General features: G+C 29.8%; 19 protein-coding genes. 11 read left to right on the plus strand and 8 right to left on the minus strand.

Annotated features, from left to right (window positions below):
* Nucleotides 1-8: 8 nt before the first annotated feature.
* Nucleotides 9-953 carry an SPFH domain-containing protein gene (locus CRN98_RS05255; RefSeq protein WP_097026369.1) on the plus strand — a complete coding sequence of 315 codons (945 nt, stop codon included), beginning with the start codon at nt 9-11 and terminating at the stop codon, nt 951-953.
* A gap of 73 nt (nt 954-1,026) precedes the next feature.
* Here CRN98_RS05255 and clcA read toward each other — a convergent pair whose 3' ends face one another.
* On the minus strand, nt 1,027-2,607 hold the full coding sequence (gene clcA / locus CRN98_RS05260; protein ID WP_097026370.1) for a H(+)/Cl(-) exchange transporter ClcA: 1,581 nt from the start codon (nt 2,605-2,607) through the stop codon (nt 1,027-1,029).
* 229 nt (nt 2,608-2,836) lie between these two features.
* Between clcA and CRN98_RS05265 the strand changes: the two genes are divergently transcribed.
* From CRN98_RS05265 to CRN98_RS05280, 4 genes are all read left to right on the plus strand, one after another.
* Nucleotides 2,837-4,273, plus strand: coding sequence for a glycosyltransferase family 4 protein (locus CRN98_RS05265; protein ID WP_097026371.1), 1,437 nt, complete (start codon nt 2,837-2,839; stop codon nt 4,271-4,273).
* A 116-nt stretch (nt 4,274-4,389) separates the two neighbouring features.
* Nucleotides 4,390-5,082, plus strand: a complete 693-nt coding sequence (locus CRN98_RS05270) for a response regulator transcription factor (protein WP_097026372.1) — start codon at nt 4,390-4,392, stop codon at nt 5,080-5,082.
* Nucleotides 5,083-5,087: 5 nt separating this feature from the next.
* Nucleotides 5,088-6,509, plus strand: a complete 1,422-nt coding sequence (locus CRN98_RS05275) for a sensor histidine kinase (RefSeq protein ID WP_097026474.1) — start codon at nt 5,088-5,090, stop codon at nt 6,507-6,509.
* Nucleotides 6,510-6,526: 17 nt separating this feature from the next.
* Entirely contained in the window at nt 6,527-7,972 is a 1,446-nt protein-coding gene (locus CRN98_RS05280; RefSeq protein WP_097026373.1) for a hypothetical protein, read from the plus strand.
* A 92-nt stretch (nt 7,973-8,064) separates the two neighbouring features.
* On the opposite strand, the gene CRN98_RS05285 is transcribed toward CRN98_RS05280, so the two are convergent.
* Together CRN98_RS05285 and CRN98_RS05290 are read right to left on the minus strand one after the other, a co-directional pair.
* Nucleotides 8,065-8,772 carry a YetF domain-containing protein gene (locus tag CRN98_RS05285; RefSeq protein ID WP_097026374.1) on the minus strand — a complete coding sequence of 236 codons (708 nt, stop codon included), beginning with the start codon at nt 8,770-8,772 and terminating at the stop codon, nt 8,065-8,067.
* Nucleotides 8,773-8,782: 10 nt separating this feature from the next.
* The gene (locus CRN98_RS05290) at nt 8,783-9,481 is read right to left on the minus strand and encodes a YetF domain-containing protein (protein ID WP_097026375.1); all 699 of its coding nucleotides are present in this window, start codon (nt 9,479-9,481) and stop codon (nt 8,783-8,785) included.
* Between the two features lie 191 nt (nt 9,482-9,672).
* On the opposite strand from CRN98_RS05290, the gene CRN98_RS05295 reads away from it, so the two are divergent.
* Nucleotides 9,673-9,876, plus strand: coding sequence for a DUF1657 domain-containing protein (locus CRN98_RS05295; RefSeq protein ID WP_097026376.1), 204 nt, complete (start codon nt 9,673-9,675; stop codon nt 9,874-9,876).
* A 215-nt stretch (nt 9,877-10,091) separates the two neighbouring features.
* Here CRN98_RS05295 and CRN98_RS05305 read toward each other — a convergent pair whose 3' ends face one another.
* The gene (locus CRN98_RS05305) at nt 10,092-10,544 is read right to left on the minus strand and encodes a GNAT family N-acetyltransferase (RefSeq protein ID WP_097026378.1); all 453 of its coding nucleotides are present in this window, start codon (nt 10,542-10,544) and stop codon (nt 10,092-10,094) included.
* A gap of 21 nt (nt 10,545-10,565) precedes the next feature.
* On the minus strand, nt 10,566-11,030 hold the full coding sequence (locus CRN98_RS05310) for an aminoacyl-tRNA deacylase (protein ID WP_097026379.1): 465 nt from the start codon (nt 11,028-11,030) through the stop codon (nt 10,566-10,568).
* Nucleotides 11,031-11,108: 78 nt separating this feature from the next.
* On the opposite strand from CRN98_RS05310, the gene CRN98_RS18040 reads away from it, so the two are divergent.
* From CRN98_RS18040 to CRN98_RS05320, 3 genes are all read left to right on the plus strand, one after another.
* A complete protein-coding gene (locus tag CRN98_RS18040) occupies nt 11,109-11,234 on the plus strand; it encodes a hypothetical protein (protein WP_278335412.1) in 126 nt (41 codons plus the stop codon).
* A gap of 257 nt (nt 11,235-11,491) precedes the next feature.
* Complete coding sequence (locus tag CRN98_RS05315; RefSeq protein WP_097026380.1) at nt 11,492-12,223, plus strand: polysaccharide deacetylase family protein; 732 nt, start codon at nt 11,492-11,494, stop codon at nt 12,221-12,223.
* A gap of 122 nt (nt 12,224-12,345) precedes the next feature.
* A complete protein-coding gene (locus tag CRN98_RS05320; RefSeq protein WP_097026381.1) occupies nt 12,346-14,703 on the plus strand; it encodes an ATP-dependent DNA helicase in 2,358 nt (785 codons plus the stop codon).
* Between the two features lie 216 nt (nt 14,704-14,919).
* Here the strand turns inward: CRN98_RS05320 and CRN98_RS05325 are convergent, their stop codons facing one another.
* Nucleotides 14,920-15,681, minus strand: coding sequence for an ABC transporter permease (locus CRN98_RS05325; protein WP_097026382.1), 762 nt, complete (start codon nt 15,679-15,681; stop codon nt 14,920-14,922).
* Nucleotides 15,678-16,334, minus strand: a complete 657-nt coding sequence (locus CRN98_RS05330) for an ABC transporter ATP-binding protein (RefSeq protein WP_097026383.1) — start codon at nt 16,332-16,334, stop codon at nt 15,678-15,680. The genes CRN98_RS05325 and CRN98_RS05330 overlap by 4 nt, the downstream gene beginning before the upstream one ends.
* 263 nt (nt 16,335-16,597) lie before the next feature.
* Here CRN98_RS05330 and CRN98_RS05335 point away from each other — a divergent pair, with 263 nt between their 5' ends.
* Nucleotides 16,598-16,939 carry a hypothetical protein gene (locus tag CRN98_RS05335; RefSeq protein ID WP_097026384.1) on the plus strand — a complete coding sequence of 114 codons (342 nt, stop codon included), beginning with the start codon at nt 16,598-16,600 and terminating at the stop codon, nt 16,937-16,939.
* Between the two features lie 78 nt (nt 16,940-17,017).
* On the opposite strand, the gene CRN98_RS05340 is transcribed toward CRN98_RS05335, so the two are convergent.
* Nucleotides 17,018-17,605, minus strand: coding sequence for a TetR/AcrR family transcriptional regulator (locus CRN98_RS05340; protein ID WP_097026385.1), 588 nt, complete (start codon nt 17,603-17,605; stop codon nt 17,018-17,020).
* Nucleotides 17,606-17,835: 230 nt separating this feature from the next.
* Here CRN98_RS05340 and CRN98_RS05345 point away from each other — a divergent pair, with 230 nt between their 5' ends.
* On the plus strand, nt 17,836-19,833 hold the full coding sequence (locus tag CRN98_RS05345; protein ID WP_097026386.1) for an oxidoreductase: 1,998 nt from the start codon (nt 17,836-17,838) through the stop codon (nt 19,831-19,833).
* The last annotated feature ends 103 nt before the right edge of the window (nt 19,834-19,936 follow it).

Raw genomic sequence — 19,936 nt, forward strand, 5'->3', positions numbered from 1 at the left:
GGGTACTCATGTTATTTGGAAAAATATTTTTTATTATTTTGCTTGTAATTTTACTATCAATGGTTATTTCATCCATAAAGGTAGTTAACACAGGATATGTTTATATACTTGAAAGGTTTGGACAATTTTTTAAGGTGCTTGAGCCAGGTTGGCATTTTACAATTCCATTTGTAGACTTTGTAAGAAAAAAGGTTTCTACTAAGCAGCAGATATTAGACATTGAGCCACAAAGTGTTATTACTAGCGATAATGTTAAGATATCTATAGACAATGTTATATTTTATAAGGTTATGGATTCTAAAGATGCAGTATATAATATAGAAAATTATAAATCAGGTATAGTTTACTCAACTATTACAAATATGAGAAATATAGTTGGTAACATGACTTTAGATGGAGTTTTATCAGGAAGAGATCGAATAAATAATGAACTTTTAAAAGTTGTAGATGAAATTACAGATGCCTATGGAATTAAAATATTATCCGTTGAAATCAAAAATATAATTCCACCTGCAGAAATTCAGCAGGCAATGGAAAAACAGATGAGAGCAGAAAGAGATAAGAGAGCTACTATTCTTCAGGCAGAAGGCCAGAAGCAAGCTGAAATTGCAAGAGCAGAAGGAGAAAAGCAATCTAAAATTTTACAAGCTGAAGCAGAAAAGGAAGCAAATATTAGACGTGCAGAAGGTCTTCGTGAATCTCAATTACTTGAGGCTGAAGGTAAAGCTAGAGCTATAGAAGCTATTTCAGAAGCTGAATCAAAGGCAATTGAAAAGGTTAATAAGGCAATTATAGAATCTGGTACAAATGAAACTGTTATTGCTTTAAAGCAAATAGAAGCGCTACAGGAAATGGCTAAAAATCCAGCTAACAAGCTTATATTACCTAACGAAGCGGTTTCTTCACTAGGAAGCATAGCTGCAATTGCTGAAATGCTAAAAGACAAGAAATAAAATAATGTTTATAAATTTAAAGGAGTATGTGCTATAAAATCATACTCCTTTTTTATGTGTAATTTATTATATTTTATATAACAGGATGTCCACTTATTTTTAATAGTTCTTCGTTAGTTAATGCTGCTTTGTTCTCATTTACCAATACAAGCAAATAATCTCCAGAATGGATTGTTGTACTTCCATTTGGTATGAGTTCTTTTTCTCCTCGTTTAACTCCAACAAGTAAGCAATCAGATGGTAAATCTAAATCTTTAATTTCCTTTCCATCCATTTCACAATCTAAGCAAACGGGCACTTCTAATATTAGCTTGCCTTTGCTCTCTTCTGTAAATTCTTCTTTGCCATTGTTCTTAAGCAATCTATCCAGTAATGATTCATATATAGGTTCTGATTTTAATAAGTCAGCTACTAAATAGGCCACTATAGATATAACGCTTAAAGGGAGTAGATGGGAAAATGAACCAGTCATTTCTGTAATTAATATACTACCTGTAATAGGAGCCCTTACAATAGCAGTAAAATATCCTGCCATAGCAAGTATTATAAAGTTATTAATAAATTCAGGATTAAATCCAAAGAAGTTTACTAATACATTCCCATAAATAGCACCAGTTAAAGCTCCCAAAACTAATAATGGAAAGAATATTCCGCCTGGAGCTCCTGAACCATAACTTATCATTGAAAATATAAACTTTCCAAGGAAAACAATTAATAACATTTTCATTGAAAAACTGCCGTGAATTAATGATTCTATAATTGGGTGTCCACCACCAAGAACCTCAGGAAGAGTTAAAGCAAGTATTCCTGCAATTAAGAAAGGAATCATAGGTCTAAACTTTACAGGGAGCCATTTTTGGTTTCTATAAATAGTTTGAGTTTTTAATAAAGTGTAATTATATATAACTCCAAATATCCCTACAATAATTCCAAGAAGTATAATGTATCCGTAACTCTTAAGAGGAATGGGGGTGATATTTTCAAAGTTAAAAACAGGTTTTAAGCCAAAAAAGTTTTTTGAAATAAAATCCGCAGTTAAAGATGCAGACATAGCAGATAATAGTATTAAGGGAGAAAAGTGTTTATGAACTTCTTCAAGTGCAAACATTACTCCAGCTAAGGGAGCATTAAATGCAGCCGCTAGTCCAGCACTAGCTCCACTGGTAATTAAGTATTTTTCTTCAATTTTAATTCTTTTAAAAACCCTACTAACTCCTTGTCCTACAGCAGCACCAAGTTGGATTGAAGGACCTTCACGTCCTAAGGATAAGCCAGCACCTATTGAGATAACTCCACCTATAAATTTTTTAATAACTACAGGTAGCCAATTCATTTCAAGCTTTCTCATTAATATACCTTCTACTTGAGGTATACCACTTCCACTTATCATAGGCTCATTTTTTACAAGAGTGCCAACTATGTAGGCAGCAATAATAAGTACTACAAACCATATAGATATAAATTTAATATTTCCATTTAAATTTAAAATAATATGTTGCCTAAATTCTTCAGTCTTCTCTAAAGTAAGTCTATAAAGTACAATTAAAAGTCCAGATAAGATTCCTACAAAGATTCCTTCAATCATAAGCTTAAGTCTAAAGCTGTGAAAATGGGACAAAGTTGAGTAGGTATCATTTTTGGTACACGTTTGCATATATTTTTATTCTCCTATTCTATAAAAATTTAAACAATTTCCTCTTAAGTATAGACTTATAAGGGAAAACAATCAAATTTACGTATAACCCTAATAAAACAGGAAAGTAAAAACTTAAAGGAAAATTGCTAAAAATTCAATATAAACATTGAAATAATACTGGTAAAATTTTATAATTTTATTATAGTGTTTTTCTAAATATTTACTTTATAGGATGGGAGTGGCAATAATGAAGATATTAATGTTAAGCTGGGAGTACCCACCTAATAACATAGGGGGATTATCCAAACATGTATATAATTTGAGCCAAGAACTTAGCAAATTAAAACATGAAGTACATGTTATAACCTGTGAAGAAGGCACATCACCATTATATGAAAAAGACAATGGTGTATGGGTTCATAGGGTTGCCTCTTATAATATTGACACCACAGATTTTGCAAAATGGGTAATGCATCTTAATTTTGCAATGATTGAAGAAGCTACAAGACTTATTAGGGAAGTTGGAAGATTTGATATAATACATGCTCATGATTGGCTTACAACATATACTGCAAAAGCTTTAAAGTGGTCATTTAGCAGTCCACTTGTATGTACTATGCATGCTACAGAGCAAGGAAGAAATAATGGCATAAAAACAGAAATGCAGCGATATATATCAAATGCAGAATGGCTTTTAACTTATGAATCATGCAAAACTATAGTATGTAATGAAAACATGAAAAATGAAGTAGTAGAACTGTTTAAAACTCCTGCAGAAAATATATGGATAATACCAAATGGAATAGGTACAGAAAAGTTTAATATACCTTTTGATGAGGAAGCATTTAGAAGCAAATATGCATCATCTGAAGAAAAGATTATATTATTTTTAGGAAAACATTCTTATCAAAAAGGAATTCATCTTTTAATAGAAGCTATTCCTGAAGTAATTTCGGCATATTCTAAAGTAAAATTTTTAATAGTAGGAAAAGGGCCTATGACAGAAGAGCTTCAGGATAGAATAAGCTGTATGAATTTAGAACACAAGGTTATTTTTACTGGATATTTAGGGGAAGAGGAAAAAATTAAACTTTATAGAGTATCAGATATAGCGGTAGTTCCATCTATGTATGAACATTTTGGTACAACAGCATTAGAGGCAATGGCAGCTAATTGCGCAGTTTTAGCTTCTGACATAGGTGGACTTAGTGAGATAGTGGAGCATAAGCAAAATGGATTAAAGTTTATTTGTGGAGTTAGAGAAAGTTTAAGAGATAATTTATTAGAGCTTTTAAATGATGATAATCTAATAGAAAAGCTTAAGAAAAGTGGTAAGAAAGAAGTAGATAAAAGGTATTCATGGTATAATACTGCTAAAATTACAGAACAGCTTTATAAAACTGTAATAAGTGAAGTAGAAGGAAGTCCATGGGCAAGTTGGCCAGAGGAGGAAGAAAAGAAAAAATTACAAGAAAAACTTAAAAAGGAAAAAGAAAAGGCAGCAGAACTTAAAAAGCAGCTTCGAGAATTACAGGCGGCAAAACCAGATAAAGTTAAAGAAGCTGAAGCTTCTAAAGTAAGTAAAACTGAAAAAGCTAAAAAAGCTACAAAGACACCGCGAAAAAAGCAAATAGCAGCCAAGGGCATAGTTAAAGAAGAAGCAGAAAAAATAATTAATACTTAATGGTCAATTTTTAATAGAGAATTGATGAAAGTCAGCCAAGGCTGACTTTTTAAGTTTAATTAAATACTTGAACAATGAAGAGTATAAGGTTAATATTTTAATGTAGAGGTGAAATTATGAAGAATAAAGCAATTATAATTGAAGACGAGGATAATATTAGAGGATTTATAAGAATAAATTTTCAAAGAGATAACTTTACGGTATTTGAAGCTGCTTCAGCGGAAGAGGGAATGAGAATAATTAATTTAGAAAAGCCAGACATAGTTTTATTAGATGTAATGCTTCCGGGTATGAATGGCTTTAACGCTTGTGAGTTAATAAGAAAAAAATTTCCACACATTGGTATAATTATGCTTACAGCACGTGGACAAGATATGGATAAAATAATGGGATTGGAGTATGGAGCTGATGATTATATAGTAAAGCCATTTAACCCTATTGAACTTTTACTGAGAACTAAAGCCATATTAAGACGTATGAAAGAAATAAAACAAGATGATAATAGGCAAATACTTAATAATGGTCCTTTTAAGATAGATACCTATTCCAAAATAGTATATAAAAATGACATTGAATTATATTTAACACCTAAAGAATATATGCTTATGAAAATATTTATTGAAAGTCCAGGCAAAGCATTTACCAGAGATGAACTTTTAGATTTGGTTTGGGGATATGAGTTTATTGGTGATACAAAAATTGTTGATGTTAATATTAGACGGCTAAGAGCAAAAATTGAGGAATCTTCATCTAGTCCAATGTATATTGAAACTGTATGGGGGACAGGGTATCGTTGGAGAAAGGAATAAAGTATATGGAGGATAAAGAAAATAAAAAAGAACAATTTAAGAGTATAAAAAGGAGAATGCTTGTTAATTTTATGCTGGTAATTTTTATAAGTGTAGTTGCATTTGAAACTTTATTAATTAGTTTTACACGATACTATTTTTACAACAATGCAGAGGGGATTTTAACTAATCAAATAAAGTTATCAGCTGATTTTTATAATAGATATTTTTCAAACACCTCCCTTCAAGATAATATAATAGATAATATAGATATATTTTGGAAGCAAACTACAGCTCAAGTTGAAATTATTGATTTAAATGGTAAGGTTTTAATGGATTCCACAGGAGTTATACCAGATAAAAAGGAAGATGGGGCTGACTTTCAAGCAGCTTTAAAGGGAGGAAAGGGAAAGTGGATAGGAAAATCTAATTATGATAGCCCAAGGACTATGGCTATTTCATATCCTCTAATGTCTAATAATAATATTGTAGGTGTATTAAGATTTACAACTTCATTAGAAGAAATAGATAAAACTATAAATATGATTAATTCTATATTTTTATTTATAGGTTTAACTGTAATAATAATTGGAGGGATAGTAAGTATCTTTTTATCCTATAGCATAATACATCCAGTGAAGGAGCTTAAGAAGGCTGCTGAGGAAATGGCAAGTGGTAATTTAAAGATACGTGTAAAAGAAATGAGAAATGATGAACTTGGCAGGTTAGGAAACACCTTTAATTATATGGCAGATGAAATCCAAAAACGTGAAACCATAAAAAATGAGTTCATATCATCTGTGTCTCATGAATTAAGAACTCCTCTTACAGCTATTAAAGGATGGGCAATAACACTAAATAGTGATGCTGGTGCAGATAAGGATATTCTTAAAGATGGTTTAAAAATAATTGAAAATGAAAGTGAAAGATTGACTGGAATGGTAGAGGAACTTTTAGATTTCTCTAAGTTTATTTCAGGAAGAGTTTCACTTCATAAAGAATTAGTACAAATTGAAAATACCATAGAATATATAGAAAAATATATGAAGCCTAGAGCAGAAAGAGAAAAGATAAACTTTGAAGTTAAGTTTAAAGAAGGTTTACCTTTAGTAGAAGTTGATTTAAGCAGAATTAAACAGGTATTAATTAACTTACTTGATAATGCTTTTAAGTTTACTGATAAAGAAGGAAAGGTTTCTTTAGAGGTTATAGAGAAGGGAAAATATATAATTTTTTCTGTAAAAGATAATGGCTGCGGCATTAGCACAGAAGATCTTCCTAGAGTTAAAGATAAGTTTTATAAAGGCAAAAATAGCAAATCTCAAAATGGCTTGGGGTTATCTATTTGTGATGAAATAATAAGTATGCATAAAGGAGAATTAACTATAGAAAGTGAGCTTGGAGTAGGAACTACAGTTTTAGTTAAGATACCGGTTATAAAGAAATAAATTTAGGGGTTAGAAAAATGAAGTTTATAAGAGTTATTATAATATTAATATCAATTTTTTTGCAAGGATGCAGCCCAATCGATATTAATGTAGAGAATAAAATTACACCTCCTAAACACTCGGAATTACATGTTAAAGGTGTATGGAAGATTGAAGAATATAAGTCTTTAAATAGCAAAGTAAATGAAGAGAAATTTAAAAATTACATAGATAAAGTTGTAATTATTGATGAAAATATAGCTGCAGTGGATGATGAAGTTTTTTTAAATCCTAAGTATAAGGTTAAAAGTGTATCAGCTAACAATTTTTTTGAATATAGACATAATATAGACCATAAAAGTATTGGAATAAAAGGGGAAAACGTAGATATAATTTCAGTGTCAGATAGTAACCAGATTGTTTGTGATTTTATTAAAATAAGTGATAATCAATTGGCTTTATATAAAGATCAAGGATTGTTATTAATGAATAAGATATCAAATAATACGGATGAATATATAAGTAAACTTAATTTAAATGATACTAACAATAATTTAAACAATCGTTTTAAAGAAGATAAATTATTGAGATCCGGAGTAATTTTAGGTTTAAGATCTGATAACTTAAAGGAGAGTAAATCAGAGTATAAAACATTATGGATTTCATCTCGTAATAGAAAATTACAAAATACAATAGAACTTTCGCAGCTTTTTGTTCCTAGAAGAAGTGGTTTTTGGGAAGTAGGAGTGGACAGAGAGACTAAGGATGGAAAGCTTATACAAAGCCTATATGCACATCCAGTTATAGAATTTATTAAAGACGGTACTTTATCAAAGGATGAAAACACTCTTCAAGAATCCTTACAAAGAAATATTACTTTTATAGGTAACGATTATATGTGTACAGAAATTCAAGAAAATGGACAGTTTCAGGTTTTGCCTATTGATAATATCTCCATGGCAAAGGGAGTTAATATTTCAGATTTAATATCAGGAAATGCTAATGATACTTTGACTCGTTCACTTAACGCCTTTCGTGCTGCACAGGATAAGAAGAAAGTTAATGAATTAGAAAAACAAATGCGTAAAGATAATTTTACAGTGGTAAGAGGAAATGGACATTGGGTGATGAAAGGAAGACTAAATTACATTTCGCCTAGTGATAATAAAAAATTTGAAGATTTTATAATATATGGGGCTCCACTATCAACACTTATTAACTATGATGAATTATTTGTGCCTTGGAGTGAAGTAAAAGCAAGGGTGCCTGAAGCTGTTGATGTGTTTACTTCTCCTAATAAAGAAATTGCTTTGATAGTTACTAAAAATTATATTTATGTATACTCCATTATAAATGGACATTTATCAGAGCAGCCTATTGATAAAATAAAAATTCAGGAAAATGAGTCAATTATAATGGCTGAGTGGGCTACTGGCGATTATGTGGAAAAGTGGAATGAGATTATAATGAATACTAAAAAATAATATAGTATGCTAAGGCTTTTAACTTAGCATATTATATTTATTTTGTTAGATGATACTAGAATATTGTAACTAAATTCTAGTATTAAATATTATTAATCTTTTTTAGCAACATATAGTTTTTTAGAATTATCTATAGTAGCAAGATAAATGTTTGATATATCAGATACATTATACATAGATAGATTACTCATAAGCCATTCTTTATCTACCCCTGATTTAGTTAAATTTTCTTCAAATAATTTACCATCATTAATAATAACTAGAGGTAAATCTATAGCTTTAGCAGTAAGCTTTAAATCTTTTGGAGTAACTGGTCTATGAAATTCTTTTTTTATAATACTAAAATGACCATTAGGCTCTAAAATCGCATATTTAACTTCTGAAATATCAAAAACATTTTTAACTCTTAATTCACTCATAAGTAAATCAATATTTATAAAATGTTTTTTTAAATTTTTTCTTATTATTTTTCCATTATCTATTAAAATTATGGGTTTACCATTAAAAAATAAAGATAAATCTCTATTTTTTAGAGATATTAAACTAATCATATAATTCCAAAAAAATAAAGTTATTAATGGAACAATTATATATGTGAAGGAAGTTTCTCCATTTAGCAATGGGGCAACTGTAAGAGTTCCCAATGTCCATACCAATGCAAAGTCATAGGAAGTTAGCTGATTTATAGTTCTTTTTAGCATGTATCTTCCTACTAAAAAAGCTACTATACCTACTAAAAAGGTTCTTATTACATATCCAAATAATGAAATATCTTTTACAACACCAAAAACCTTGGGCATAAAACTCCTCCTATGAACTTACATATAATTTTTTATCAGAAGTTAAAATTCCTAAATAAATATCATTTATGGTATCTATATTATTAGATTTAAGTTCAGTTTCAATCCAATCATAACTTAATGAATTCATTTTAAGAATTTTTTCATCTACATTTCCTTTATAAATAAGAATTTGGGATAAAATATCCTGTTTAGATTCTATTGCCATATCTAGTTTAGTTATAGGAAGATTATTGCTGTTTATAGCTGCACTAAAATCCCCTGTGGCTTCTGCAATTAAATATTCTACTTTTTCAAGATTGGGTGCATCTTTTTGTCTTAGTATAGAAAATAAATTATCAATTGTTAGTTTTGCTTTTAAAAGATTATCTTTTATTACCTTTCCGTTTTTTACCAATATAACAGGTTTTTGAGAAACTGCAGATGGAGCTTTAAAATATAAGTATGAAATAAACAAATTAACTAAAGTGTATATTACTATTATAACCATTGCATCTACTAATCTTGATTTAGGATTAACCATACGAGAAGCTGCAATATGACTAATGCCTGAAGCCATTAAAAAGTTATATGGGGTTAACCTACCAGACTGACGAAATCCCATTGTCTTAGTTGAACCAAATAACATAAAGTATAAAATGGATGCTCTGATAAACAGCTCAAGTATATTTAACTTTTCTCCTTCAAAGAAAATAGTATATATATTCATAAAATCACCTCTTGAGGCTTCCTACATTAAGGGAAAATTATTTCCTTTTGGCAAAATTGTGTTTATATATTAATATCGCTTCTAAAGTATATTTTAGACAACAAATAGTTATATTATGTATGTAACCTAAGTTATTATAATCTACACATAATAACTATATAAAATTTTATACTTTAAAGGAGGAATTCAATATGGCAACTGTAAACAAACTTGAGCAAGCTTTAGCGAGTGCTCAAGGATTAGCTGCTCAATTAAAAACATTTTCCATGGATACAAATAATCAGCAATCTAAACAAACTTTTAAACAACTAGCACAAACATCTGAAAATATAGCACAGACACTTCAAAGCAGACTTGATTTTGTAAAATCAGAGGAACCACAATATAGAGAATAATATTAAAAAGGGAATGTAATATGTTTAAAGATGACCATTGTGAAAATGTGCACAAGAATGTCGTACATGTACAGACGAATGCAGAAGAATGGCTGGAATGTAATAGCGTACTAAGAAAAACAGCCAGTAACCTAATAAAGTTACTGACTGTTTTTCTTAGATTATTTATTAGTGTATTTAGCATACTATGTTATTTTAAATATCTAAATTTTACACTATATTAGTTTCTCAAACTCTGTCAAATAAATACCTTTGATGATTTCAATATCTTGTGTTTTCTGATAGCCATTTTTCAAATATAAGTTGACAGCAGGTATATTTTCTTTTCCGGTACATACCATAACTTTATTTATATTATCTTCAATTTTTTCTATAAAGTTAACAAGTTTCCCAGCAATTCCTCTCTTGAAAAAGCATGGATGCACTGCAACTCTATGTATGTCCAAGGTGTTTTCAATAATCTTATAAGAAATTATTCCTGCTAAAATATTATTTGTAAAATATCCATAAAAAATTTCATCACATTCATTTAAACTAGCAAGTGTGTCTTTTAAAGGAGGGATTTCATAAAAACCTATAAGCTCTGCCTCGATTTTGTATGAGGCTATTTGTAATTCTAATACATTTGTTGCTGTTTTCATGTCTTTTAAATTAAGCTTTTTAATCATACATAGTTCTCCTTTTTAAGTTTATCTTCTTATTCTCAATACAAGACCGTTACTTATCTTTTGTAGTTCTTTAGTTGATATTTTCACTAATGAGTACGGGGAGCCTCCACCAGTATATATAAACTCTTTTTCCATTACTTTAGGATCTATTATAAAGGTAGCCTTATATCCAAAAGAAGGAACACCCCCACAAGGAAATCCTGTTTTTTCAAGAATTTCACTTTCATTAACAGTTCTTGGTGCATCAATATTTAAAACCTTACCAACTCTTGAAGTGCTTGCTCTATGTTCACCTTTTACAATGGCTACAATTAAATTATCATTACTATCTACCATACATATATTTTTAACAAGATCTTCTGGTGAAGCACCTACAACGTTTGCGGCTTCCTCCACAGAATGACATGACTCATTAAATACTAGCTGCTCTGCTTGTATATTATTTTTAGTTATATAATTTTTGAGTTTTTCTTCATATACTTTCATGTTACACCTCCATAAGATATATAATAATTATAACATATATGGTAATAATTAAATATTAGTGATAAGAGGTTATAAAGTGTGTGCTATAAAAATTTTGGAGTATCCTACGAAAGCTATACAAATAAATATATGCTGGAAATGGAAACACTTTCTCCACTAATCAAGCTTGATCCAGATGGTATAGTAGGACATATAGAAACTTAGGAGCTTAGAAAAAATGTAAATTTCCCGGGAATTGATGAGAACTTAATAGATGAAGTAGTAAAAAAGGAAATTAATATATGAAAAGGAGGGGAGACCCTCCTTTTTTAGGCATCATGGGATATTGAAATAATATTGCTAGTATAATAAATTAAGTCGAGAACAGGAAGTAGTAGTAAGTTATATCAGAATAAAAACAATTATACTCCAAATACTATCATAGGAGCTTTTAAATTTAAGAGCTAGCAAGGAGAATAATAATGAAAAACATCATGATTAAATTTAGTATAGCTTTTATATTTAGGGGTTGCTTTTTGGGTGAATATGTATATGGCGTACCTGTTCTAACAAACACAAATATGGGTAATATTGAAAAATATAAAATAATATATTTAACTTTTGATGATGGACCTACCCATACTACAAATGATGTGTTGGATGTATTAGAAAAGTTTGATGTTAAAGCTACATTTTTTCTTATAGGAAACCAAATTAAAGGAAATGAGGATATTGTAAAAAGAATAAATAATGAAGGACATACTATAGGGTTACATACGTATACACATAAATTTAAAAAAATATATAGTACTCAAGAAGCATTCATAAGCGAAATTAATAAAACTAAAGAAGAAGTAAAGAGGAATATAGGAAAAGATATCAATATCATTCGCTTTCCTTGGGGTAGCAGAATGAGGCACTTAACTCCTTTTCTATTAGATGAACTTCATTCAAAAAACTACAAAATATATGATTGGAATATAGATTCAAAAGATGGAATAAGGCCAAAGGCACCACCATATAAACTATTTCAAAAGGTCACAAAAGGATATAAAAATGTAAATCCTGTAATATTATTAATGCATTGTAGCTCTAAAAATAGAAATACTTATAAGGCGTTGCCACAGATAATAAAGTTTTATAAAGATAAAGGATATGAATTTAGAGCTATTGATAATGAGACTCCTGAGTATTATTTTAAACTTAAAAAATAGCTTAATTAGACCAATATTTTCAGTTGACTTAATAATTCAATTGGCATCTAAGTTTTTAATGTAAATATGATATAATTGTTTATAAAAAGCAAGTGAAAATATCTACTTGAAGGATTGATTTTATGAGTAAAAATAAAGAAATAAGGATTTCAGTTAGAAACTTAGTGGAATTTATACTGCGTTCTGGAGACTTAAATGCAGGTTTTACAGGGAGCGGAAGAGCAGTAGAAGGAACCAAAATTCATCAAAGGATACAAAGAGCTAAAGGAAAGGAATATTCCCCAGAAGTGTTTTTAAAATACACCTTTAATTATAAAGATATAGCAATGACACTAGAGGGGAGAGCTGATGGGATAATAAATGAAAATGGAGAAATTACCATTGATGAAATAAAAAGTACCACCATGCCCCTAGAAGAAATAGATGAAGAATACAATCCACTGCATTTTGCACAGGCTAAATGTTATGCCTATATTTATGCAAAACAGCAGGAACTGCAATATATAAATGTACAATTAACTTATGCAAGTGTTGATACGGAAGAGACAAAAGAAATAGTTGAAACTTATACCCTTGAAGAATTAGAAGAGTTTTTTTATGAAATTATAGATAAATACTTTATGTGGGCTGATTTTAATAAAAAGTGGCTTGATGAAAGAGATGAAAGCATAGGAACTGTAAATTTTCCATTTAAAAATTATAGAAAAGGACAAAGGGAAATGGCAGTTTCTGTTTATGGAACTATAAGGGATGAGAAAAATATATTTATAAATGCACCTACAGGTATAGGTAAAACTATGTCCACTATCTTCCCAACGGTTAAAGCCATGAAAGAAGGGTTAACTTCTAAGATTTTTTATTTAACAGCAAAAACTATAACTTCAACTGTAGCACTAGAAGCTTTTAATAAAATGGTAGAACAAGGGCTTAAGCTTAAAGTTGTATTTATAACTGCAAAGGAAAAGCTTTGTTTTTGCAAGGAATCTAGTTGTAACGCAGATCAATGTGAATATGCAAAGGGGCATTATAACAGAATAAATCAAGCCATTATGGAAGTATTAAAAAATGAAAATATAATTACAAGGGAGTCTTTAGTAAAATATTCTCAGGAATACAATGTGTGTCCCTTTGAATTTGCACTGGATTTAACACTGTGGGCAGACTGTGTTGTGTGTGATTATAATTATGTGTTTGACCCTAGAGTTTATCTTAAAAGATTTTTTGATGCAGGAAAGACGGATTATGTGTTTTTAATAGATGAAGCTCATAACTTAGTGGATAGAGGAAGGGAAATGTATTCTGCTGAGTTATATAAAAGTAAGTTTTATAAAAGCAAAGAGTTAATTAAAAATGGGTCAAGAAAAATATATATGGCTTTAAGTAGTATAAATAGAGAAATACTTGAATTGGGAAAAAAGTGTGATGAAAAGGGGTATTATCTTCAAGATGAAGAACCAGATGAAATTTATCCTTATTTAAGAAGTTTTATAAAAGAAGGAGAAGAGTGGCTAAAGGAAAATGAAAGTAAAGAAGGTTATGAGGAAGTTTTAGACTTGTACTTTGAAACCATGGCCTTTTTAAGGATAAGCGAATATTATAGAAAAGGTTTTGTGACTTATGTGGAAAAGTTAAGTGATGAAGATGTAAAACTAAAGCTATTTTGCTTGGATCCATCAACATTACTTAAGGATTCTTTAAGCATGGGGAGAGCAGGAATTTTATTTTCTGCAACTTTAACTCCTATGGATTATTTTAAAGAAGTATTAGGGGGAAGTGAAGGAGATTATCAAATGAGGCTTGAATCTCCCTTTAATAAAAATAACAGGACAATAATGGTGAGTTCAAATATATCCACTAAATATAAAGTTAGAGAAAAGAGCTATGAAAAGATAGCGCATTACATAAATACTTTTACATCAGGAAAAATAGGGAACTACATGGTGTTTTTCCCATCATATACTTATATGCAAAATGTAAAAGAAGTATTTGAAGAAAAATACAGTGAAGTGAACACCGTAGCTCAAAGCACAGATATGAAGGATGAAGATAGAGAAGAATTTTTGCGTAATTTTAAAGAAGATGCAGCTGAAACATTAGTTGGATTTGGAGTGCTTGGAGGAATATTTTCTGAAGGGGTAGATCTTAAGGGAAATAGGCTACTCGGAGCAATTATAGTTGGAGTTGGACTTCCTCAAATTTGTTTTGAGAGAGATATAATAATGGATTATTTTAATGAGGAAAATAGTAAGGGGTATGATTATTCATATACCTATCCAGGAATGAATAAAGTACTTCAAGCAGCAGGAAGGGTTATTCGCTCGGAGGAAGACAAAGGGCTTATACTTTTAATCGATGAAAGATTTGTAAATTCAAATTATCAAAGGTTGTTTCCACAGGAGTGGTTTCCTTATACTAGGGTAATGGATTCCAATTTATTACGAAGCATTAATAAGTTCTGGGAAAGCGTAGATAATGAATAACATTGTTAATTATAAAAAGAAGTATTTTTTATTTTAATAACGTGAGTATTAAAATCTAGTTTATTAAATAGAATTTTAAATCCATATTAGAAAATTTTGCATAGTAAAATTTCTAGAGCTACTGGTAACTGATCACTAATTACTAATCTCCAGTTGCTAGTTTTAATAAAAAGCAATTCAACTTAGATACTAGCGACTGGAGACTATAGATTTTTACTAGATAAGTTGTTTTCTTTCATTAAAGAATCCCTTGTATGCCATATAGCAGCACATAAAAGATGTTATTGAGGTGGTAGAAAGCATCATAAACGTAACCATTATTTGAAATTTAATTGCTTCTAATGGAGCAGTTCCAGCCAAAATAAGACCCGTCATCATTCCAGGAAGTGCTACTATTCCTAAGGTTTTTGTAGAATCTATTGTAGGAATCATACCAGTTTTTATGGCATCTCTGATTATTTCAATGGAAGCTGTTGAAATATCTGCGCCTAAAGAAAGTTTTGACTCCACTTCTTCACGCTTTAATTTGAAATTTGATATCATTTGTTTGTAGCAAAGTCCTATGGCAATCATTGAGTTGCTTATTATCATTCCACCTACAGGAATTATTTGATTTGGAACATATTTTATGGCTCTAGCGGCTACTAAAATGCCTAAAGTTACAAAAGTTCCAATTGATATTGAAATAAAAGATATCATAAAACCATTCTTAATATTTTTTCCTCTTTTTGCTGCATTGTAGGATGCATTTATAGTCATAAATAGCAACAAAAGTGTAGTAAACATTGGATTTTCAAGGCCAAATATTATATTAAGTAAGTATCCAACTATGGTAAGTTGAATAACTGCTCTTATAACTCCAATTATAGTTTCTTTTTCTAAATGAAGTTTTTGATAATAGGAAAAGAAAAGGGAAACAAGTATAAGTAGGGAAGCTATCATAAGTGAATTTATACTTATATATGCGGAGCTATTCACTTAATCACCTCCAATTCTTTTAATTCTCCAGAATTTAAGTTAATTCTTTTGTTAGCATATTTAAAACTTTGTTCCATATCGTGAGTAATCCATAAAATCGTAACACCTTTATCATTTAAATCTTTTACTATATCTTCAACGATAGATGTGTTTTCTACATCTAATGAGGAAGTTACTTCATCTAAAAGAAGTACATCTGGAGTATGCATAAGAGTTCTCATAAGTGAAATTCTCTGCTTTTCTCCTCCAGAGAGATTTATTATCTTTTCATCTAATATGTTTTTTCTTATTTTAAATTTATAAGTAAGTTCATGTATCTTGTCCATATTTATTTTTGCATTTCTTATTTTAAAAGGAAAGGATAAGTTATCCATAACTGTTTCTCCAAAAAGATGAGGAATTTGAAGACAGTAAGAAATATCTTTTCTTAAATCTACAGGATTATATTCCGTTATATTCTTGTCATTATAATATATGGAGCCGTCAGAAGGTGATATAAGATTATTGCATAATTTTAAAAGGGTACTTTTACCACTACCTGAAGGACCAACAATGGTGACATAATCACCCTTTTTTATTTCAAAATTTATGTCTTTTAATATAGTTTTTTCTCCATCTGTAAAGTTAACTTTATTAAACTTTAAAATACTCATATATAAATCCTCTATTTATTCCTTTATATAGATTTTGTATAACTTGATTATACCTATGTACTATTTAAAATACAATTTATTATATGTAAAAAATGATAAATTCTATTTTAAAAATTTTGGAATTATAGATTATATTATACTTTAAAGTTATTGAAATCAATACGCCCCATAATGTTTCATCATATATTAAAACATAAGGGACACAATATATTCTGTACTGAAAAATAAAGTACAAAATATGAATTGTGAAAGGGGAAATAAAAATGGATAATAATTTTATTGAAGAAACAAAAAGATTGAATGAGCTATCAAGACAAAATAAAGGTAAACCAGGATATGCACAAAGTGCTATGACTAATAATGTGAATAACGGAATGACAAACAACGCAAATAGTGATTTTACAAATAGTGCTTCACAATATTCAATGGAAGAAGCTAATAGATTAAGTGAAAAGTCTAGACAGAACAATGAATCACAAGCCTATGCTCAAAGCTATATGACTAATAGTGCAGATAGTAGTTTTACAAATAGCATGGGAGAATCTCCAATAGAAGAAGCTAAAAGATTAAATGAACAATCAAGACAAAACAAGGGAATGCAGTAAAATAAACAATAAATAAAAAGTCGGTTGTGTTAAACCGACTTTTTATCTTATATATTGATAAAATTTAATATATAATTTCTAAGGTTTAAAGATAGGAACAAGGCGCTCTAGATATTTCTCCATAAATTTCTTTAAATCATATGTTCCATCATGAATACACCAGTCATAGGCTATACCTCTAGCAGCCACAAAAAGATAATTATTTATTTCATCTGCAGTCATATCAGTAGATATTTGTCCCTTTTCTTGTCCTTTAAGTATAATATTCTTTAACACTTCTTGCATGTATCTACCTTTTGTAATAAACATTTTATTATTTGGACCATATAGCTGCTTCATTGTATCAACACCAACATATTCATCATATTTTGCATAATAAACGAAAAACATTATAATTTCATTTATAGAATTATCGCATTTAAGATTATGAAGAACTTCATTTTTAAAATAATCATCTGCTCTTTTAAATATCTCAACAAGTATATCATTTTTAGATTTAAAGTAATTATAAAAAGATCCTATTGATACCTCAGCCTTCTTGCATATGTCTTCAATTTTAATATTGTCATATCCCTCTTTTTCCATTAATTCAATTGAAGCTTGATAAATTTTATTTTTAGTGGCTGCTGCCTGCAATTGTCTACTAGTTAAATTTTGTTCTTCCATTATTAACCTCCCAATAAAAGGTACTTCACAATAAATTATATTGAATTAAGTTTTTTTGTCAAATTTCATAGTGAATTAATTTTATAAAATTATATTTAAATATTAGTAAATAAATATCAAGTTCATATTGACAGATAAATAACAAGAATGTAAAATGAACTTATTCATTGAATTTATTCATTGAATAAGTTCATTTGATTTGTAGTTAATTTATATGGGAGGTAATTGTAATGAATGAAAAGCATAAAATTCTTTTTGAACCAATAAAAATAGGTAAGCTTGAAATTAAAAATAGATTTGTAATGGCACCTATGGGCCCTGGTGGTTTATGTGATGCGGATGGAACATATAATGAACGTGGAGTAGAATATTATGTTGAAAGGGCAAAGGGAGGCACTGGACTCATTATGACTGGTGTAACTATGGTTGAGAATGATATTGAAAAATGTAACTTACCATCTATGCCTTGCCCAACTCTTAATCCATTAAATTTTATATCAACTGGTAAAAAAATGACTGAAAGAATACATGCTTATGGTTCAAAGATATTTCTTCAATTATCAGCAGGATTTGGTAGAGTTAGTATACCTTCAATAGTAGGAAGAACAGCTGTAGCTCCATCAGCTATACCTCACAGATGGCTTCCAGATGTAACTTGTAGAGAATTAACTGTTGAAGAAATAAAAACTTACGTTAGAAAATTTGCTGAATCTGCAGCTATAGCTAAAAAAGCTGGATTTGATGGTGTTGAAATACATGCCGTGCACGAAGGATATCTTCTTGATCAATTTGCAATTTCATTCTTTAACAATAGAACAGATGAATATGGTGGAAGCCTTAGAAATAGATTAAGATTTGCAATAGAAATAGTTCAAGCTATTAAAGAAGCTTGTGGACAAGATTTCCCAGTTTCCCTGCGTTATAGCATTAAGAGCTTTATAAAGGATTGGAAACAGGGAGGACTTCCAGGAGAAGAATTTGCTGAAAAGGGTAGAGATATCGAAGAAGGTATAGAAGCTGCAAAAATTCTTGAGGAAGCTGGCTATGATGCATTTAATGGAGATGTTGGTTCCTATGATTCTTGGTATTGGAGTCACCCACCAATGTATATGGAAAAGGGATTATATCTTCCTTATAATGAAATATTAAAGAAAGTTCTTAAAGTTCCTGTTATCACTGCTGGAAGAATGGAGGATCCAGAACTTGCAAGTGAAGCAGTAATCCAAGGAAAGACAGATATGATAGCACTTGGAAGACCACTACTTGCAGATGCTGAAATACCTAATAAAATTATGACTCATAAATATCATAAAGTTCGTCCTTGTCTTTCTTGCCAAGAAGGATGTATGGGTAGACTTGCATCATATGCTACTATATCCTGTGCTGTAAATCCAGCTTGTGGAAGAGAAGCAGAATATGGACTAGAACCTGCAAGAGATAACAAAAATGTAATGATAGTCGGCGGTGGAGTAGCTGGAATGGAGGCTGCAAGAGTATGTGCTATAAGAGGACACAAAGTCACACTATTTGAAAAAACAGATAGACTTGGAGGAAATATTATTCCAGGTGGAGCTCCTGATTTTAAAGAGGATGATATAGCACTAGCTAAATGGTATACAAATGAGTTAAAAGAATTAAATGTAGATGTACGATACAATACAGAAGTTTCAAAAGAAATGATTAAAGAATTTAATGCTGATGTAGTTTTAGTTGCAACAGGATCTACACCTAAAGTTTTAAATATAGATAACTCAGACAAAGTTTATACAGCGGAAGAAGTGCTTTTAGGTAAGAAAGATGCTGGTAATTCAGCAATCATTATAGGTGGTGGACTTGTTGGATCAGAAACTGCACTGTGGTTAGCTAATAAAGGAAAAAAAGTTACACTTGTTGAAATGCAGGATGATATCTTAACGGTTGGTGGACCATTATGTCATGCCAATGAAGATATGCTTAAAGCCTTAGTAAAGTTTAAAAACATAGATACTAGATTTAATAGTGTTGTAAGCAAGGCTCACGACAATGGATTTATTGTTAAATCTGGTGATAAGGAAGAACTAATAGAAGCTGATTCTGCAATAGTAGCAATAGGATATGTTTCACAGAAAAATTTATATAATGAAATAAGATTTGATGTTCCTAATGTACAACTATTAGGTGATGCAAATGAAGTAAAAAATATAATGTATGCAATTTGGGATGCTTATGAAGTAGCTAGAAACATTTAATATATAATTTTAGCTTTAAGTCGGTCTTTTAGATCGACTTTTTATTTTGTGGCATGGTATGTATACAACATAACATAAGATTATGGGTAAAATATTTGAAGAA

The sequence above is a fragment of the Clostridium peptidivorans genome, assembly GCF_900205925.1.
Classification (GTDB): Bacteria; Bacillota; Clostridia; order Clostridiales; family Clostridiaceae; genus Clostridium_AK; species Clostridium_AK peptidivorans.

Bases quoted from the DNA above. Each gene is read 5' to 3' on its own strand.
- CRN98_RS05290 (WP_097026375.1), bottom strand. From the start codon at position 9,481: ATGAATATATATACTATTTTCTTTGAAGGAGAAAAGTTAAATATACTT.
- CRN98_RS05320 (WP_097026381.1), top strand. From the start codon at position 12,346: ATGAGTAAAAATAAAGAAATAAGGATTTCAGTTAGAAACTTAGTGGAA.
- clcA (WP_097026370.1), bottom strand. From the start codon at position 2,607: ATGCAAACGTGTACCAAAAATGATACCTACTCAACTTTGTCCCATTTT.
- CRN98_RS05330 (WP_097026383.1), bottom strand. From the start codon at position 16,334: ATGAGTATTTTAAAGTTTAATAAAGTTAACTTTACAGATGGAGAAAAA.
- CRN98_RS05280 (WP_097026373.1), top strand. From the start codon at position 6,527: ATGAAGTTTATAAGAGTTATTATAATATTAATATCAATTTTTTTGCAA.
- CRN98_RS05275 (WP_097026474.1), top strand. From the start codon at position 5,088: ATGGAGGATAAAGAAAATAAAAAAGAACAATTTAAGAGTATAAAAAGG.
- CRN98_RS05345 (WP_097026386.1), top strand. From the start codon at position 17,836: ATGAATGAAAAGCATAAAATTCTTTTTGAACCAATAAAAATAGGTAAG.
- CRN98_RS05305 (WP_097026378.1), bottom strand. From the start codon at position 10,544: ATGATTAAAAAGCTTAATTTAAAAGACATGAAAACAGCAACAAATGTA.
- CRN98_RS05295 (WP_097026376.1), top strand. From the start codon at position 9,673: ATGGCAACTGTAAACAAACTTGAGCAAGCTTTAGCGAGTGCTCAAGGA.
- CRN98_RS05265 (WP_097026371.1), top strand. From the start codon at position 2,837: ATGAAGATATTAATGTTAAGCTGGGAGTACCCACCTAATAACATAGGG.
- CRN98_RS05310 (WP_097026379.1), bottom strand. From the start codon at position 11,030: ATGAAAGTATATGAAGAAAAACTCAAAAATTATATAACTAAAAATAAT.
- CRN98_RS05335 (WP_097026384.1), top strand. From the start codon at position 16,598: ATGGATAATAATTTTATTGAAGAAACAAAAAGATTGAATGAGCTATCA.
- CRN98_RS05285 (WP_097026374.1), bottom strand. From the start codon at position 8,772: ATGCCCAAGGTTTTTGGTGTTGTAAAAGATATTTCATTATTTGGATAT.
- CRN98_RS05270 (WP_097026372.1), top strand. From the start codon at position 4,390: ATGAAGAATAAAGCAATTATAATTGAAGACGAGGATAATATTAGAGGA.
- CRN98_RS05340 (WP_097026385.1), bottom strand. From the start codon at position 17,605: ATGGAAGAACAAAATTTAACTAGTAGACAATTGCAGGCAGCAGCCACT.
- CRN98_RS05255 (WP_097026369.1), top strand. From the start codon at position 9: ATGTTATTTGGAAAAATATTTTTTATTATTTTGCTTGTAATTTTACTA.
- CRN98_RS05315 (WP_097026380.1), top strand. From the start codon at position 11,492: ATGAAAAACATCATGATTAAATTTAGTATAGCTTTTATATTTAGGGGT.